This window comes from Meiothermus cerbereus DSM 11376 (assembly GCF_000620065.1).
GTDB lineage: Bacteria > Deinococcota > Deinococci > Deinococcales > Thermaceae > Meiothermus > Meiothermus cerbereus.
The window spans coordinates 1-15,770 of sequence record NZ_JHVI01000033.1; the positions used below are offsets into that span (position 1 = coordinate 1).

A 15,770-nucleotide genomic window follows, 5' to 3' on the forward strand; every position below is an offset into this window, starting at 1 on the left:
GGTAGCTGTGTTCCCGTCCCGCCTCGTCCCGCAGCCGCTGTACCCTGACCTGGATAAACCCCCAGCTACCGCGTACCTGGCTGGTGCGTTGTCCCACCCTCCTCCACCCCTTCGGTAGCTCCAGGGGGGGAAGGCGCCTGGGTCTCTTCCACCAGGCCTTGCATCAGCGTCCTGAGGAGTTCCGGGTTATGTCGCAGCATGGCCCGTTCGATCTCCGCCAGTCCACTCCCCGCTTCCAGGCTTAGTTCCAGGTCTTCCATGTACCGCTCAAAGGCTTGGCGTGCTTTCGTTTTCCACTCTTTCATGCCTTATTCTGGCATACGGATTTTTAGAGATGCACCCGTGCCATGCGGGCCGAATGAGCTTCGGAAAAGCTCGGCGAAATGCCCACTTCAACAGTAGCATAAAGACACCATGCTAACCACAACCGACCTACCAGGTATAAGGCTCCTGACCCTAAACGACCCCCAGCGGCGAAACCCGCTCTCCCCTGCCCTAACCAAAGACCTGCTGGCTGCCCTCGATGCCGCCGAGCAAGACCCGGCCATCCGGGCGGTGGTACTAACTGGGGCAGGCCCTGCCTTTAGCGCCGGGGCCGACCTGGAATTTCTCAAGCAGGTTACCACTGCCGGCGCCGAAGCCAACTATGCCCACTCGCGCGAGCTGATGCGCCTGTTTCACCGGGTATACACCTTCTCCAAACCCACTATTGCCGCCATCAACGGCCCCGCAGTGGCCGGCGGGGCTGGGCTGGCCACCGCCTGCGACCTGGTCGTCATGAGCGAGCAGGCCCAGATTGGCTATACCGAGGTGAAGATTGGCTTTGTGGCCGCTTTGGTCGGGGTAATTCTGGTGCGGGCCGTGGGCGAAAAACACGCCAGAGAACTGCTGCTTACAGGCAAGCTGGTCTCGGCTCTGGAGGCCTACCGCATGGGGCTGGTGAACCGGGTGGTGCCAGCCGAACAGGTGCTGGAGGAAGCCCTGGCCCTGGCCCAGGAGGTCGCCGCCAACGCCCCCACCTCGCTCGCACTGACCAAAGAGCTGTTGAATGCCTTACCGGGAATGGGCCTCGAGGACGGCTTCCGGCTGGCCTCCATTGCCAACGCCTGGGTGCGCGAGACCGGCGACCTGGCCGAGGGCATCGCCGCCTTCTTCGAAAAGCGCCCACCCCGGTTTTAGCGTTTTCTAAGGGCCTTCAGTTGCTCGGCAGCCTCTGCGGCGCTAATCTGGCCTTGTTCCAAAGCGGCCAGGATGGCCTCTTTTTCCTGGGGGCTGGGTCCCTCGGGCATCTCCTGGTACTCGTAGCCCAGCACCCTAAGCAAAGCTTCGAAGCGAGCCCGGATGGTGGGATAGGACAACCCCAGAATCCGCTCCACCTCCTTTAGGTTGCCCCGCACCTTGATGTACAGGCGCAAAAACTCCAGGTGTTCGGGGGGCAATAGGGCAAACTCGTTGGGCTGAAACTCGCCCCGGATCTCGGTACGACAATCCGAACAAACCAGCCCGGTCACGTTTAGGCGCCCGTTGCAGCCTTGCACCGGGCATTGGGTAGGCATGGGAAAAACTCTCATACAGGCTCCAAATCGGGCCTCACCTCACCACAGGCCTATCTTGACATAGACCTGCTGGAGGGCTTTGACATCAAAGGCTTTGGGCCTCACTTCCACCTCCACCAAGACAAAGGGCGGCATTTTGCGCAGTTCCCAGGTCTGGCCCCGCAACGCCTGGAGGGCATGCAAGACAAAATCCATCTGGGGGTCTCGAGTTGCCGACTTGCTGATCAGCCAGGTGCCCAGCATCAAGAAAAACTCGAGCAAAACCAGCGGCGCAAATAAAACGATGGGTATGGGTATCGCCTGCACCCGCACCCACAGGTACACAAACCTTGGGCGAAGCAGGTGCAAGCCGCGCCGACCTGGCAAAATGGCTATCTTAGAGAATGCGGTCATGGTATGCCGCTCCAAACTGGGGGAAGCCCCCCTCAGACCACCTCAATCAAGACCTTCATGGGGCCGGAGACTTTAGTCACCCCGTTTTTCTCGCCAACCACCTCGTTGACCTCTATATCCACCAGGCGACCTTCGGGCAGTTCGCCCTTGAGCATATCCAGAATGCCAGCAAGATCGATGCCCTGGGCGCTTAGCTGCTGCTTGGTCTCGGGGGGAATGAAGTTAGCGGCAAACTTGGCCAGGGCAGCCGGCAGGTTGACCTTGAGCTTAACCTCTTCGCCATCCACCACGATGCGGAGCATCCTAGCGATGCCTTTGGGGGAAGAGGGGGTGCTGGCCACCGCATAGGCCAGGCCCGGGCCAGGGGCCGCCTGGGGCGTTCCCGATTCCATTGCTTCCAGCAAGCGAATGGCCTCCTCAGCCGTTATCTTGCCTTCCTTGACCATATTCATAATGCGCTTCTTATCTTCCATAAACACTCCTAGTAGAACTACCTCTACTGCACCTATGTGTATGTGCAGGTCAGGCTTACCCAGCGCTCATTTCTAGGTTGCCCATACGGAGCGCAACCTCGAGGCTGGCCCGGCCGTCTCCAAGCTGCCTAACTCCACTGGAGCCGTAGTCAAAGCCCTGGATTTCCTGGCTGCCCGTGCTCACGCTGGGGTTCAGCCGAACGCTGCTACCGGGCAGCAAGTCCAGTTCGGCATTGCCCATCGAGACCCGCAGGCGGTGTGCGCCGTCGCGCAACAGGAGTGAGCCTTCGATGTTGCCCGCCGTTACCTCGAGGTCGATCCCCTCTACCGCCCTTAGTTCGACGTTGCCTACCGCCACCCGGCCCCGTAGGAAGGCAATCCCCTCGGCCTCGATCTGGCCCGCCTTGCCATCCACCTCCAGACCCCAGCCAGGGGGCAGCCGCAGTTCCACTGAACCCGTCTGGCCCAGCAAACCATGCAAAAAGCCCCCAGCGGACCAGTTTGGCACAACCTCGAGGTCGTCCCCCAGCGGGCGCACTTCTGCTGGCCCTTCGATCACTGGCTGCTCTAGGTCTGGGTCGAGCCTGGCCTCGAGCTGGCCTGCCATAAGCCTGACCCGCACCCAACGCAGCCCCTCTGGCGGCCCGTCCGCAGCCGCAGGAGTGGCATACTGCTCGCCCATAGTCTTTCTGGCCTCTTCTACTGCCGCCTCGCCCTCGTCGAGGGCAGAAAGCAGCAGGTCAGCTTCCTGCTGGGTAATTTTGCCCGCCTTTAGCAGGGCCTGGATGCGTTCTTGTTCAGTCATGAGAACCTCCACTAGTTAAGCTTTTTTGCAGTTGGCGGCTTTTTGCCTGGGACGGCTCGAGGGCCTCAGCCCAGGCCCTGAGTTGCCAGGCAATACGATGTCGAAGGGCATGCCTGGGCAACTGCCGCTCCAACTCGGCCTCCTGACGATAGGCGTTCATTTTGTCGGCCACTAGCACGGCAAGCTCCGCTGAATTGAAGTGCCCAAACATAACTGCCCTCCTTGGTCATAAATATAAACCAAGGTTTTACATTTTGTCAATATTTGTTTTACATATCCTAAAGAGTAGTTTTCTACACCTACCCCAACAGCGCCTGGAATCGCGCTATTCGCTCGAGCAAGACCTCCATACCGCCCTGCCAGAATTCCTCCGACTCCAGATCGAAGCCAAAGCGGGCGGCCAGTTGCTCGGCAGGGTATTTGCCCACCGAGGCCAGCAGCGCGTCGTAGCGGGCCACAAAACCCTGGCCCTCTTCCTGGTAGCGCCGGTACAGCGCCAGGCCAAACAAAAGCCCGAAAGCATAGGGAAAGTTGTAAAAGTTCGCGCCGTAGTAGTGGCCTTTCACGGCCCACATGTAGGGATGATAGGAGGCCAGGGCCTCGCCATAGGTGGCTTGCTGGGCTTCCAGCATCAGCTGGCAAAACTCGTCCGCCGAAAGCTCGCGCTCCCGCCGCCGGGCAAACACCGCCTGCTCGAACAGGAAGCGCGAGTGAATGTCGACAATCACCTGGGCAGCACTTTGCAGGCCACCCTCGAGCACGCCCAGCTGGTCAGCCGGCGGCAGCACCCGCAAAGCCGCCTCACCCACCACCGTTTCGTTCATGATCGAAGCAGTCTCGGCCAGGGTCATGGGCTCCTGACGCAACAGATAGGGCACCTCCCGCAAACAGTAGTTGTGGTAGGCGTGGCCCAGCTCGTGGGCCAGGGTCGAGAGCGATTCGAAGCTGTCCTCGTGGTTGAGCAGGATGCGCGAGCGCCCCTGCCCTACCGGGGTGCAGTAGGCCCCGCCCACCTTGCCCTTACGGGGTGGCGCATCCATCCAGCGCTCGGCATAGGCCCGCTCGGCCAGGTCGGCTGCAGCAGGCGAGAAGCCCGATAGGTGCTCGACGATAAAGCGCCGCCCTTCTTCCCAGCTCCACTTTTTGGGGCTCTGGCCGGGCAGTCCCACTGGAGCGAACAAATCCCACCAGTCGAGGCGCTCTTTCCCCAGCGCACGGGCTTTGCTGGCAAAGTAGCGTCGCCAGTGGGGAAAGCTCTGCACCATCACCTGCTGCAGTGCATCCAGGGTTCTTCGGCTGATGCGGTTTTCAAACAAAGCTGGAGCCAGGTCGTCTTCCCAGCCGCGCTTGCGGTTGAGGGTCGAAACCTCACCTTTGTAGCCGTTCAGGGCTGCCGAAAGGGCAATTTCGTTTGCTTTCCAGGCCGCAAGCTCGGCCTCATAAGCGGCCTTACGTACCGCCTCGTCGGGGTGCATGGCCAGGTTACGCACCGCCGAAATGGGCAGCTCTTCCCCATTCAGCACCGCTCCAATCTGGCTGGTGAGGTTGCCGTGGAGCTTGACCCAGGCCCGTCCACCTGAAAGCGAAAGTTCGGAGGCCAGCACTTCTTCTGCTTCCGACATCATGTGCTGGGAAAGCACCTTGGCTTCCTCGATTAGAATTCGGTAGTCGCCTGCCTGCACCGCCTCGGCATCCAGGCGGGCCAACCAGCGCTGAAGGCGGGGGCGTAGCTTCTGGTACTCGAGGTAGAGCAGCTCGAGCTCCGAAAGCTTGGCCTGGGCCAGGGCGTCGGAGCTATCGGCATCTACCCGCATCAAGACGTAGGCATACAGCGGCCAAAAAGTCTCGCCAAAAGCGTTGAGTCTGGCAATTAGAGCCTCGAAGGTTCCCCGGTCGGCAGCCCCTTCCGACCCACAGTGGGTTCGGATAAAATCCTGCAAATCCTGCAGTTGGCTGGCAGCCTGGCTCCAGGTAGAGCGAAACTTTTCGGATGCAAAGCCCGGGAAAATAGAGTCTAAATCCCAGGTCGGAAGTTCGGAGGTGGCTTGACTCATAGATTCAAGTATAGGGACTGGCCTGAAGCCAGGATAGCGGTTTTTGAAAATAACCTTCTGGGCTCACTTTTGCGGCTTGAAGCAGCGCTAAAAAAATGGTTTCGCTGGGGTTGTCACCTGCTGGCCGGGGCCGAAGACCTGTGGGGGTTCAAAGAAGCGCGATAAAATCCTGGGTATGCAGTTTCCGGTACGCGTTCCCATCCAGGTGCGTTTTAGCGACCTTGACACCCTAAAACACGTTAACAACGCGGTTTACCTCACCTACGACGAAGTGGCCCGGGGCCACTACCTGCGCCGGGCCGGGGCCGCCATTGATGGCGGAAACTTTGTGATGGCCAGGGCCGAGGTAGATTACGTCCGGCCCATCCTGTTTGATGACACGGTAGAAATTGCCATCCGGGTTGAAAAGGTGGGCAACTCGAGCTTCCGCACCTATAGCGAGACCTGGGCCAGCGGCGAACTGGCGGCCCGCATCAAGGTGGTGGTGGTCTGGCTGGAGGAGGGCAAACCCGCCCGCATCCCCGATAGGCTGCGCGAGGCCATTCGGGCTCTGGAAATCGAAGCGGTGGAAGGCTTGTGAGGGCGGTTCCCACGACTACGCGGATTATCGAGTTGGTGGGTTCTGCCCTCTATGAAATCTTGCTGGATTGTTCCCTTGATGTAGAGAGCCTGAGCGATAGCGGGTAAAGCCATCTATTTTTGCCAAAAACCAAAGTGAGCGTATTTGAAGGATTTCACGAGTTCTTCTCGAACAAGGCCGTCCTGGCATAAAAGGCTATTGGGCATAAAACGGCGCAGGGGGTGGGCCGTATAGCCTTGCGTCTAAACCAGCATTTACGCCCATCACCAGCTCGATGGCTTTTTCCAGCATCAGGTCGCGCCCCTCGGCCAGAGCGTACCAGTCGTCGGAGAGGTTCAGGCTGGGGGTGACGCGGTCAGGGTAAAAGCTGCCGTCTTTGCGCTGGGCCCTCGAGGTCGTCACCTGTAAACCCGAGCCGTCGCTCAGGCGCAAGAAAATGGTGGCGGTATTGCCCACCCCAGCGGTAGGCTGGCCGATGACCAGGGCTTGTCGGCCCTCTTGCAGGTCGAAGGTGAAGTACTCGGCGCACGAAGCGGTGCGCTCGTTCACCAGCAGCGCCAGCGGGCCCGTCCAGTAAACGGCCTGCACCTCGTACTGTGGGCGGTCGCGCCCTCCAAACCGGAGATAGTAATAGCCCTCTTTGAAGCCCTGCTCGCTAAAGCGCAGGTTGTCCTGCAAGCGCCGGTAGGTTTCCTTTACAAACGCACCGGCCCCCACCAGACACTCGCTCAAGACCCCGCCTCCGTTGTTGCGCAGGTCAATGACCATCGCTTTGGCCCCCGCAAGCTGGGCCTGCCGTACCAGCTCGTGGATTCGCGGCCCCACCTGCTGATACCCACTAAAGGAAGGTATGCGCAACACCGCCACTCCGTCGGGGCGGAGGCTCAGGGTAGGCAACTGCCGCAGGGAGATGATCCGGGGGTGCACCTCGAGCACCAGGCGCTGCTGGGCCCGCTGGATGGCAAGGCTCAAAGGTGCTCCCGCTGCCACGCGCTCGCGCAAAAAGTCCATTCGTTCACCCTCGGCCTGGGGTAGGGCCTGGCCGTTGATGGCCAGGATGCGGTCGCCCCGGCGCAACCCGGCTTCTTCGGCTGGGGTTTCGGCCAGCACCTCCACCACCAGCAACCCTTCCAACCCCGGCACCACCTGGAGCTGCACCCCCAGTTGGGGACGGGCGCTGCTGCTTCCGGCCAACCGCCTTTGAATCTCGGCGTAGTCTTCGGGGGTAAAGTAGCGGGTATGCCGGTCGCCATACTCGGCCACCAGCGCTTGAATTAGCGCGTAGGCTTTGTTGCTGGGGCAGCTTACCTCCTGGGCGCAGACCTTCTCGAGCTCAGCCTGGTACTTCTGCTTAAGTTCCTCTGGCCTGACCTGGGAAAAACCCCCATAATAGTCGTTCAGCAAGCGACTTACTTCGTTGAGCAAATCCTGCGCCGGGCTGGCCAGACCAAACCCGGCCCACAACATCAGCGCAGCCCCCCAAAGCCGCCAATTCCCCATAGATTATTTTTAGCGCCCAAATAGGAAAAATTGGGTTGTCTACATCACAAGGCTGCGGAGCAGGCCACTGGATTCTGAGCGGGACGATCGCAAAACAACCCTCTAGCATCCAAGTTCCCACAACTACCCTGCACGCCAGGCGCAATTTATCCAGTAGAGCAAAAGCGGTTGTACTGGGTATTCGCAAGGGCCCCCAGGTTACGGCACTGCCACCTTGCTCATTTCGCTCGAGCGAAGCATGGCGGCCCCAAAAAAACATCTCGCCTTGAATGTAGCCCTCAAGGCATGCGAAAGGTCTTTGGCTCCAGGGGCGGGTTGACCCTGGCTTGCTGCACCTTAACCTCGGCAAAGAGCACTCCGTCGGCATAAATACGGGCCCGAAAAGGGATGCGGATGCCCGCAACCAGCCGCAGGTCAGAATAAAGCACGGTAAGCTGGCCCTGGCTGTTCTGGTAGCGTTCGGCGATGAGCTGATTCTGAGCACCCACCAGGTAGATGGTCTTGCTGCCCTGGGTGCCTACCTCCACCGCCAGTCCGCTCACGTCTCCAAAGGTGCGCCGGCCCAAAATCCGCGCCATCTCGCGCCCGCTTCCCCCCAGCCGGATGCCGTACCAGGTCTGATACAGTCCGTCGCGCAGCTCCTTGGTCAGGGCTGGCTCGAGGGCCTTGCTACCCGAGATCGCACTCCAGCTTTGCCCCCCCGCTGGCGACACCTGGAGCACCTGAATCAGCCTGGGGCCATCGCGGTACTCTAGGCGAAGCCTTTTGGAGGGAAAGTCTACATACGAAACCACCGTCAGCTGGTTTTCCACCTGTGGCCCAGAAAAGGTAGTCAGAGTAGCGGTTTCCTGGTAGGTGCGCAGGCTGGCCAGGGCCTCTCCACCGTGGGCCAGGCGCAATTTCTCCAGCAACTGCGCCGCATCCGGGGCCACCTGCGCCATCGCCAGGGCGCTCATCATCAGCACAAAACCCACAAAGTACTTCCGGCTCGAGCTCATCTTGTACAGGGTATCGCAGGATTCTTTGTGTCAGGTAAGCCCCACCCCTGACCCTGCCGGGCCACCTCCCTCCCGCCCGGACTTCTCTGGATAGCCATAAAGCCACCCGGCAAAGCCAGAAAAGCCGACACCAGTCGGAATATAGTATTGCCATGCCGGAAGAAGCCAAACCCACCCCACAAGACCAGCTCTCCACCACAGCGCACCACATACGCATCGCGGGCAAGGAACTGCGCTACAGCGTGACCTGTGGAACCATGGTGCTTCGCGAAGAGTCGGAAAAAGATGGAACTGCCGAGGGGCACAGGCCCAAAGCCACCGTTTTTTTCGTGGCCTATACCAAAGACGGGGTAGCAGACCAGAGCCAGCGCCCCATTACCTTCTCCTTCAACGGGGGGCCGGGCTCGTCGTCGGTCTGGCTGCACTTAGGGCTTCTGGGCCCCAAACGGGTAGCGATGGGCGACGCCGGTGCGCTTACACCGCCGCCCTATCGGCTGGTGGACAACGAGCACACCCTGCTCGAGGAGAGCGACCTGGTGTTTATTGACCCGGTCGGCACCGGCTACAGCCGCATGCTCGAGGGAGAAAAAGCCAGGGAGTACCACGGCTTCAAGCGCGACCTCGAGAGCGTGGGCGAGTTTATCCGCCTCTATACCCACCGCTACGGGCGCTGGAGCAGCCCCAAGTACCTGATTGGCGAGAGCTACGGCACCACCCGGGCCGCGGGCCTGTCGGGCTACCTGCAGGAGCGGCACGGCATGTACCTGAACGGCCTGATGCTGGTGAGCAGCATCCTGGACTTCAGCACCGCCCGCTTCAACCCCGGCCACGACCTGCCGCACATCCTGTTCCTGCCCACCTTTAGCGCCACCGCCTGGTACCACCAAAAGCTCCCCCAAGACCTGCAAAAAAAGCCGCTAAAGGCCCTTCTGAAGGAGGTCGAGGATTTTGCCGAAGGCGAGTACACCCTGGCCCTGATGCAGGGCAGCAAGCTATCTCCGGCTGAGCAGCAGCGCATTGCTCAAAAACTCGCACGCTACACCGGCCTGTCGGAAGCCTACGTGCAGGCCTCCAACCTGCGCCTCGAGATCATGCGCTTTACCAAGGAACTGCTGCGTTCCGAACGCAAAACTGTGGGCCGGCTCGACAGCCGCTTTACCGGAACCGACCGCGATGCCGCCGGGGCTACCTTCGAGTACGACCCCAGCTACGCCGCCATCCAGGGCCCCTACACCGCCACCCTCAACCAGTACGTACGGCAAGACCTGGGCTTCCAGAGCGACCTGCCCTACGAGATTCTGTCCAGCCTCTACGAAAACTGGAGCTACAAGGAGTTCGAGAACCAGTACCTGAATGTGGCCGAAACCCTACGCAAGGCCATCTGCATGAACCCCTTCCTGCGGGTGTATGTAGGCAGCGGCTACTACGACCTAGCCACCCCCTATTTCGCCACCGACTACACCCTGAACCACCTGGGCCTGGAGCCCCACCTGCAAAAGAACATCCATGTGCACTACTACCCCGCCGGCCACATGATGTACGTGCATCAGCCCTCGCTGGCCCAGCAAGCCGCCGATTTGAAAGCCTTTGTCCGGGGACTAACAGCCACATCCACGCGAAAGAAAGCGGCCCGCAAGTAATACCAGATTCGGTTAGTTCGTCACCGACCGGTGACGAACTAACCCGACCGAAGGGAGTGCTCTAGGATTCAAAAAGATAGCCTCTTGATGTTTTTCGTTTGAAGATTTTCTTTTTGAATCCGGTATAATACCTGCCGCACACCGGCGCAACACATCGGAACTGGCGGCAGCTTGGCCCTGAGTTCAGTTGGTAGCATGGGGCCATGCGAATGGGGGTTTTGCTTACACCCGGTTTCCTCGAGGCCGAAGCGGCTTTGGTCATGGAGGTGGCCCGACTGCTGGGCTGGGAACGGTTTACCGTAGCCAGGGGCCGCACCGCGCTCGAGGGCAGCGCGGGCGCAGTCTGGACACCCAAGTACACCTTCGCCGCCCGGCCCGAGCTGGACGTGCTGGTAGTTCCTGGGGGCCCCAACATGCGCAAACTGGGGCGCGACAGCGAGCACCAGGACTGGCTGGGCGAGGTATGGGGCGGCCTGCGGGCGGTATTTGCGGGGGCCAATGCAGCGCTTTTTTTGTGGGAGGCGGGCTATGTCTCGGGTCAGGTGGCGGCCCACCCCATCGCCCAGGAGGCCCTGGCCGGAGCTGCTCTAGAGCGCAGCCAGGCACCCTACCACTGGCAGGGCAAGGTCTGCACCACCCAGGGCTACCTGGCTCTGGCCGGGGCCGTGCTGGACTGGGCTGGTTCCTCCGAGGAAGCCAGGGCCCACCTGGGCCTTCCATAGGGCTTGGGGCTTTTGCCTTTGCGCGGTTAGAATGTGGGCTTGTGTGCAGGTACAGTAGCCTGCCCAGAGGAACCACATGGCATCACTCGGAGTCGGAATCGTCGGTCTGCCCAACGTGGGCAAATCCACGCTATTTAACGCCATCACCAAAGCGGGCGCCCTTGCGGCCAACTACCCCTTTGCCACCATTGACAAAAACGTGGGGGTGGTCACCCTGCCCGACCCACGCCTGGCCGCCCTGCAAAAGCTCTTCGTGAAGGGCGAGCGGGTTCCCCCCATGGTGCCCACCCACGTGGAGTTTGTAGACATTGCCGGGCTGGTCAAGGGAGCGCACAAGGGCGAGGGCCTGGGCAACCAGTTTTTGGCCAATATCCGCGAGGTGGCGGCCATTGCCCACGTGGTGCGCTGCTTCGAAGACCCCAACGTGGTGCACGTGGCAGGCAAAGTAGACCCCCTGGACGACCTCGAGACCATCAACACCGAGCTGGCCCTGGCCGACCTCCAGACCATCGAGAAGCGCCTGGACAAGCTACGCAAAAGCGCCAAAACCGACAAGGACGACAAAGCCCTTCTGGAGGTGCTCGAGCCCCTCATAGAGCACCTCTCCCAGGGCCAGCCCATCCGCACCTTTGCCGGAGCCGATCCGGAACTTCTGAGCAAAGCCGCCCGCGAGCTGGGCCTGCTTACCTATAAGCCGGTGATTTACGTCTGCAACGTGGCCGAGGAAGACCTACCCGACGGTAGCCAGAACCCCCATGTGCAGCATGTGCGTGAGATAGCCGCCAACGAAGGGGCCGAGGTGGTGGTGGTATCGGCCAAAATCGAGGCCGAGCTGGCCGAACTCTCCGAGGAAGAAGCCCAGGAGTACCTGCGAACCCTGGGCCTGGAGGAATCGGGGCTGGATCGGCTGGTACGCACCGCCTACCACACCCTGGGCCTGCAAACCTTCTTCACCGCGGGCGAGAAAGAAGTGCGGGCCTGGACCATTCGCAAAGGCACCAAAGCCCCCCAGGCCGCCGGCGAGATTCACTCCGACCTCGAGCGCGGCTTCATCCGGGCCGAGGTCATCGAGTGGCACAAGCTGGTCGAGGCTGGCGGCTGGGCCAGCGCCAAAGAAAAAGGCTGGGTACGCACCGAAGGCAAGGATTATGTGGTGCAGGACGGCGACGTGATCCTGGTGCTGTTCAATGTGTGAGCTGTCTTCTCTTTGCTGGGGCCCCCGCCTGAAGCCGCCCTTGCATCCAGTTGGTTTTGACCTGCTCTAAATAAAGAGCTTCAGGTGGGGTTTTATACCAGATTCGGTTAGTTCGTCACCGAACGGTGACGAACTAACCCGACCGAAGGGAGTGCTCTAGGATTCAAAAAGATAGCCTCTTAGCGCTTTTTGTTTGAAGATTATCTTTTTGAATCCGGTATTACTCCGCCAAGGCCGCAAGCTGAAAGGCCTGGCCCAAGCGGGCCTCGTCGGTCAGGTCGAGGCGCAGGGGGGTCAGGGCGATAAAGTTGTGATCCACCGCCCAGCGGTCGGTGCCTTCCTCGGGCTCGTGGTCGGGATGGGCGGCAAACCAGAAGTGCTCCCGGCCCATGGGGTCGGTGCCAGGTATAACCCGCCCCTCGTAGCGCCGCACCGACTGGCGGGCCCAGAGCAGCCCCTTGGGCTTGGATGGCAGGTTGACGTTGATCAGAAAAGGCTTGGGTTCGCGCAAGAGGGCCTCGAGCACCCGCCCCACCCAGGGCTTGAGGGTGGCAAAATCGGGCTCGCGGCCATTGACGGGCGTACTAAAAGCTATGGCCGGGATACCCAGCAAAGCCGCTTGCTTGGCCGCCGCCACCGTGCCGGAGTGCCAGATCTCGTTGCCCAGGTTGGAGCCCAGGTTGATGCCCGAAAGCGCCAGGTCTACCCTGTCCCAGTGGTGGGTGCCCAGGGCCACGCAGTCGGCGGGGGTGCCGTTGACGCGGTAGGCCTCGAGGCCCCCCATTGGCGTAGCACGGTAGTGCAGGGGTCGGGCGATGGTGATGGCGTGCCCCATGGCCGACTGCTCCACGTCCGGGGCCACCACCCGCACCTCGCCAAAAGCAGCGGCCACCTCGGCCAGGGCCAGCAAACCGGGGCTGTAGATGCCGTCGTCGTTGGTTACCAGTATCCGCATCGGTTACCTCTCCAGACTGAGCTTGCTGACCATTCGTCAGACCGGGGTCAGCCTGGTCAAGCAAATGTCAGGAAGCGTACCAACACCTTCTGACAAAGGCGATTTAATCTCAGACGAAGCATGGTTAGCGTGCTTATCCCAACCTACAACCGCCCCCAACTGCTGCTGCGGGCGCTGCGCTCATTACAACTCCAGCTCTACTCCGACTGGGAGGCCGTGGTGGTGGACGATGGCGATGGCTCAGGCATCCTGGCCGCCCACGGCCTGCGCGACCCCCGCATCCTGGCCGTGCGCAACGCAGGCAGGGGCCAGGTAGAGGCCCGCAACACCGGGCTGGCCCAGGCCTCCGGACAGATTATTGCGCTGTTGGATGACGATGATTGGTGGCTCGACCCCACCCACCTGCACCGGGTGGTGCGGGCGCTCAAGGCCCAAGCAGGACTGGTTTACCGGGGGGGCTACCTGGTGCTGGAACGCGATGGGCTCGAGCTAGAGCGCATCCCCTTCGACTTCAGCGCCAGCCCCCAGTCGCTCCAGCGCGACAACCACCTGCTGGCCTCAGGCACCGCCTACCCCCGCTTTCTGCACGATGCGCTAGGCCCCTTCGACCCCGAGATGGCCGACTACTGGGACTGGGACTGGTACCTGCGGGTCACCGGGGCCGGCTATCCCCTCATTCAGTTGCCGGGCCGGGGCGTGGCAGTTTCCATGCACGGGGGCAATATGTCCTATGCAGCCCGGCTGGAGGAACGCCAGAAAAACCTCGACAGGCTCTCGAGCAAGCACGGGCTGGGCCAGCTAAAACTCAAAGATCACCGCATCATTGCAGGTGCGGCCTGAGCCGGGTACCCGGGTTCGTTCTCTTTAAAACCCCTCTACTTGCCCAGCTTCTGACCATCCCGCTTACCCCCCCAGCGCCGCTGCTGCCCGCTGGGGGTAAGGATGAAGCTATTGCGGTCATCGGCGATCTGAGCCCGTAAAATCTCCAGCACCTTGCGCTTGAGCCGCGGGGCCAGAATGGGGAAAAACAGCTCGTAGCGGCGGTCGAGGTTGCGCGGCATCAGGTCGGCGCTACCAGCCCAGACCCGCCATTTGCCCCCGGCCTTGAAGGCCACCGCGCGGGCATGCTCCAGAAAGCGCCCCACCAGGCTCTTAACCTCCACCCCTTCCCAGAGGGTGGTCAGGGTGCTGCGGACAATCAGATGTACGCGGGCTCCTCGGTTCAGGGCCTCCTCCAGGGCTTGCAGGAGGGGGGGGTCGGTGATGTGGTTGAACTTCAGGATAATCTCGCCCTTCTTGTGGGCCTCGGCCTGGATGCTTTCCAGCAGCAGGTCGCGGATGGCAGGGCCCGTCCGCAAGGTAGCCAGCACCGGCGTCTGCTGCTGTTCCAAAGCCTCAAAAAAGGTACGCACATCGGCAGTAAGGGCTGGGTGAGTCGAGAAAAGGGAAAGGTCGGTGTAGAGCCGCCCGTTAATGGGGTTGTAGTTACCGGTACCCAGGTGAACGTACTCACTGCCAGCCCGACGCACGTAGAGGGCCTTGGCGTGAACCTTCTTGCTCGGCAGCGGCAGCACCCGCACCCCGGCCCCGGCAAAGCGCAGGTTCCACTCGAGGTTGGCCAGTTCATCGAAGCGGGCCCGGCCCTCCAGCAGCACCGCCACGTCCTTGCCGGCCCTGGCGGCCTGGATGAGCGACTGGGCGATGCCGTTCTCCTCGCCAATGCGGTAGAGGGTAGCCCGCAGGGCCTCCACCTTGGGGTCCTGGGCGGCAATCTGTGCAAAGGCCTCCACCGCGCCATAGTCTTCGAAGGGGTGGTAGAGCAGCAGATCCCGGCGGTTCAGGTAGTTGAAGGGATCTTTGGCAAAACCCTTGGGCTTCTCGATGGTGATGGGCTTAAACTTCTCGCTCTCGGGCCCCCGATCAACGATGGTGGTTACAAAGCTCAGGTCGAGCGGCGGCGATATCCGGAAAACCTCCCAGGGTTCTAGCTCCAGGGCCACCCGGAGGGTCTCGGCCCACAGGGGGGGGAAGTCTTCTTCGACCTCGAGGTGGCTCACCTTGCCGTCCAGGCGGGCCTCGAGGGCCTCGGGCAGCTCGTCCCAGTCGGCGCGGGAACGGGCCAGTTGGGCCAGGCGAATCAGGCGAAACTCAAAGAGCGGCAGTTTCTGGCTGCCGGGCAAAAACAGGTCGCTGCGCATCCGCACCAGCGCCCCCAGACGCACAAAGCCCCCTTCCCGCCCCGGAACCTCCAGCAGCCTAGGTAGGCTCTCGGGAAATCGAATCAAGTGCTGGAGTGCCCCTTCACCAGAGGCAAAATAAAGGGCCTGGCTGGCCAGTTCGGGTATAGCTTCGGGCCGGATCAGGTCGGTAAGGGGGGCCACTTCCTCGGCCAGGTAGGCCCCAAAGTACTGCTTCTCGGCCTTGGTGAGCTGGGAGGGCTCCAGGATATGGATGCCCAACCCTTCCAGCGCCTTGAGAAACTCCAGGTAGAACCGGCTGGCTTCCTCGGCCTGATCCAGGGCTTCCTTCATCAGCTCCTGGTAACTGGGGTTGCCCCGTTCCTCGGCAAAGGCCCGCGAGATACGCGCAGAAAAAAACTCATCGAGGTTCGAAGCCCATATTGCCAGAAAACGCAGCCGCTCCAGGAGGGGGAAATCGGGCCGCCGGGTCTGCTCCAAAACCCTGCGGTTGAAGGAAAGCCAACTGGCCTCTTGCGTAATGTGGGTAGCAACATAGGGCGGCGTTTTGACTTTTTTGGGCATCGTCCCCAAGTTTTGGCGGGCTTTGTCAGGGGACGGTAAAGCTTTTTTCTTGGTCTTGGTTTTTTTCACCTTGGCCTGAGTTTATCGTTCAGAGGGCAGAAATGAAAAGGCGAGGCCAAAAGCACGTTCATCGCCCG

The 15,770-nt window shown here is 61.2% G+C and carries 16 protein-coding genes; 6 read left to right on the forward strand and 10 right to left on the reverse strand.

Features of this window, described 5'->3' with window-relative positions; translation table 11 throughout:
• Positions 1-65: 65 nt before the first annotated feature.
• Complete coding sequence (locus Q355_RS15825; protein WP_211247175.1) at positions 66-305, reverse strand: hypothetical protein; 240 nt, start codon at positions 303-305, stop codon at positions 66-68.
• A 109-nt stretch (positions 306-414) separates the two neighbouring features.
• On the opposite strand from Q355_RS15825, the gene Q355_RS0111755 reads away from it, so the two are divergent.
• Entirely contained in the window at positions 415-1,179 is a 765-nt protein-coding gene (locus Q355_RS0111755; protein WP_051529409.1) for an enoyl-CoA hydratase/isomerase family protein, read from the forward strand.
• Here Q355_RS0111755 and Q355_RS0111760 read toward each other — a convergent pair.
• The 5 genes from Q355_RS0111760 to Q355_RS0111785 form a co-directional block, all read right to left on the reverse strand.
• Complete coding sequence (locus Q355_RS0111760; RefSeq protein WP_027877982.1) at positions 1,176-1,571, reverse strand: DUF2089 domain-containing protein; 396 nt, start codon at positions 1,569-1,571, stop codon at positions 1,176-1,178. The genes Q355_RS0111755 and Q355_RS0111760 overlap by 4 nt on opposite strands.
• A 24-nt stretch (positions 1,572-1,595) precedes the next feature.
• Entirely contained in the window at positions 1,596-1,949 is a 354-nt protein-coding gene (locus Q355_RS0111765; RefSeq protein ID WP_036259383.1) for a hypothetical protein, read from the reverse strand.
• A gap of 32 nt (positions 1,950-1,981) precedes the next feature.
• Positions 1,982-2,422, reverse strand: a complete 441-nt coding sequence (locus tag Q355_RS0111770; protein ID WP_027877984.1) for an SHOCT-like domain-containing protein — start codon at positions 2,420-2,422, stop codon at positions 1,982-1,984.
• 55 nt (positions 2,423-2,477) lie between these two features.
• On the reverse strand, positions 2,478-3,227 hold the full coding sequence (locus Q355_RS0111775) for a hypothetical protein (RefSeq protein WP_027877985.1): 750 nt from the start codon (positions 3,225-3,227) through the stop codon (positions 2,478-2,480).
• A 299-nt stretch (positions 3,228-3,526) separates the two neighbouring features.
• Positions 3,527-5,281 carry a M3 family oligoendopeptidase gene (locus Q355_RS0111785; protein WP_027877987.1) on the reverse strand — a complete coding sequence of 585 codons (1,755 nt, stop codon included), beginning with the start codon at positions 5,279-5,281 and terminating at the stop codon, positions 3,527-3,529.
• A 175-nt stretch (positions 5,282-5,456) separates the two neighbouring features.
• Here Q355_RS0111785 and Q355_RS0111790 point away from each other — a divergent pair, with 175 nt between their 5' ends.
• Positions 5,457-5,861: an acyl-CoA thioesterase gene (locus Q355_RS0111790; protein ID WP_027877988.1), complete on the forward strand. Its 405-nt coding sequence runs from the start codon at positions 5,457-5,459 to the stop codon at positions 5,859-5,861.
• A 195-nt stretch (positions 5,862-6,056) separates the two neighbouring features.
• On the opposite strand, the gene Q355_RS15830 is transcribed toward Q355_RS0111790, so the two are convergent.
• On the reverse strand, positions 6,057-7,361 hold the full coding sequence (locus tag Q355_RS15830; RefSeq protein WP_051529410.1) for a S41 family peptidase: 1,305 nt from the start codon (positions 7,359-7,361) through the stop codon (positions 6,057-6,059).
• A gap of 278 nt (positions 7,362-7,639) precedes the next feature.
• Positions 7,640-8,359 (reverse strand): hypothetical protein, encoded by a 720-nt coding sequence (locus Q355_RS0111800; protein WP_051529411.1) that lies wholly within the window; start codon positions 8,357-8,359, stop codon positions 7,640-7,642.
• 152 nt (positions 8,360-8,511) lie between these two features.
• Between Q355_RS0111800 and Q355_RS0111805 the strand changes: the two genes are divergently transcribed.
• The 3 genes from Q355_RS0111805 to ychF all read left to right on the forward strand — a co-directional run bounded on the left by Q355_RS0111805 (position 8,512) and on the right by ychF (position 11,916).
• Positions 8,512-9,999 carry a S10 family peptidase gene (locus Q355_RS0111805; protein ID WP_027877990.1) on the forward strand — a complete coding sequence of 496 codons (1,488 nt, stop codon included), beginning with the start codon at positions 8,512-8,514 and terminating at the stop codon, positions 9,997-9,999.
• Positions 10,000-10,202: 203 nt separating this feature from the next.
• Positions 10,203-10,721, forward strand: a complete 519-nt coding sequence (locus Q355_RS0111810; protein WP_027877991.1) for a DJ-1/PfpI family protein — start codon at positions 10,203-10,205, stop codon at positions 10,719-10,721.
• A 76-nt stretch (positions 10,722-10,797) separates the two neighbouring features.
• Entirely contained in the window at positions 10,798-11,916 is a 1,119-nt protein-coding gene (gene ychF, locus Q355_RS0111815; protein WP_027877992.1) for a redox-regulated ATPase YchF, read from the forward strand.
• Between the two features lie 220 nt (positions 11,917-12,136).
• Here ychF and surE read toward each other — a convergent pair whose 3' ends face one another.
• The gene (surE, locus tag Q355_RS0111820) at positions 12,137-12,871 is read right to left on the reverse strand and encodes a 5'/3'-nucleotidase SurE (protein ID WP_027877993.1); all 735 of its coding nucleotides are present in this window, start codon (positions 12,869-12,871) and stop codon (positions 12,137-12,139) included.
• A gap of 120 nt (positions 12,872-12,991) precedes the next feature.
• Between surE and Q355_RS0111825 the strand changes: the two genes are divergently transcribed.
• Positions 12,992-13,711, forward strand: coding sequence for a glycosyltransferase family 2 protein (locus Q355_RS0111825; protein ID WP_027877994.1), 720 nt, complete (start codon positions 12,992-12,994; stop codon positions 13,709-13,711).
• Positions 13,712-13,746: 35 nt separating this feature from the next.
• On the opposite strand, the gene Q355_RS0111830 is transcribed toward Q355_RS0111825, so the two are convergent.
• Positions 13,747-15,633: a polyphosphate kinase gene (locus Q355_RS0111830; protein WP_051529413.1), complete on the reverse strand. Its 1,887-nt coding sequence runs from the start codon at positions 15,631-15,633 to the stop codon at positions 13,747-13,749.
• Positions 15,634-15,770 lie beyond the last annotated feature (137 nt).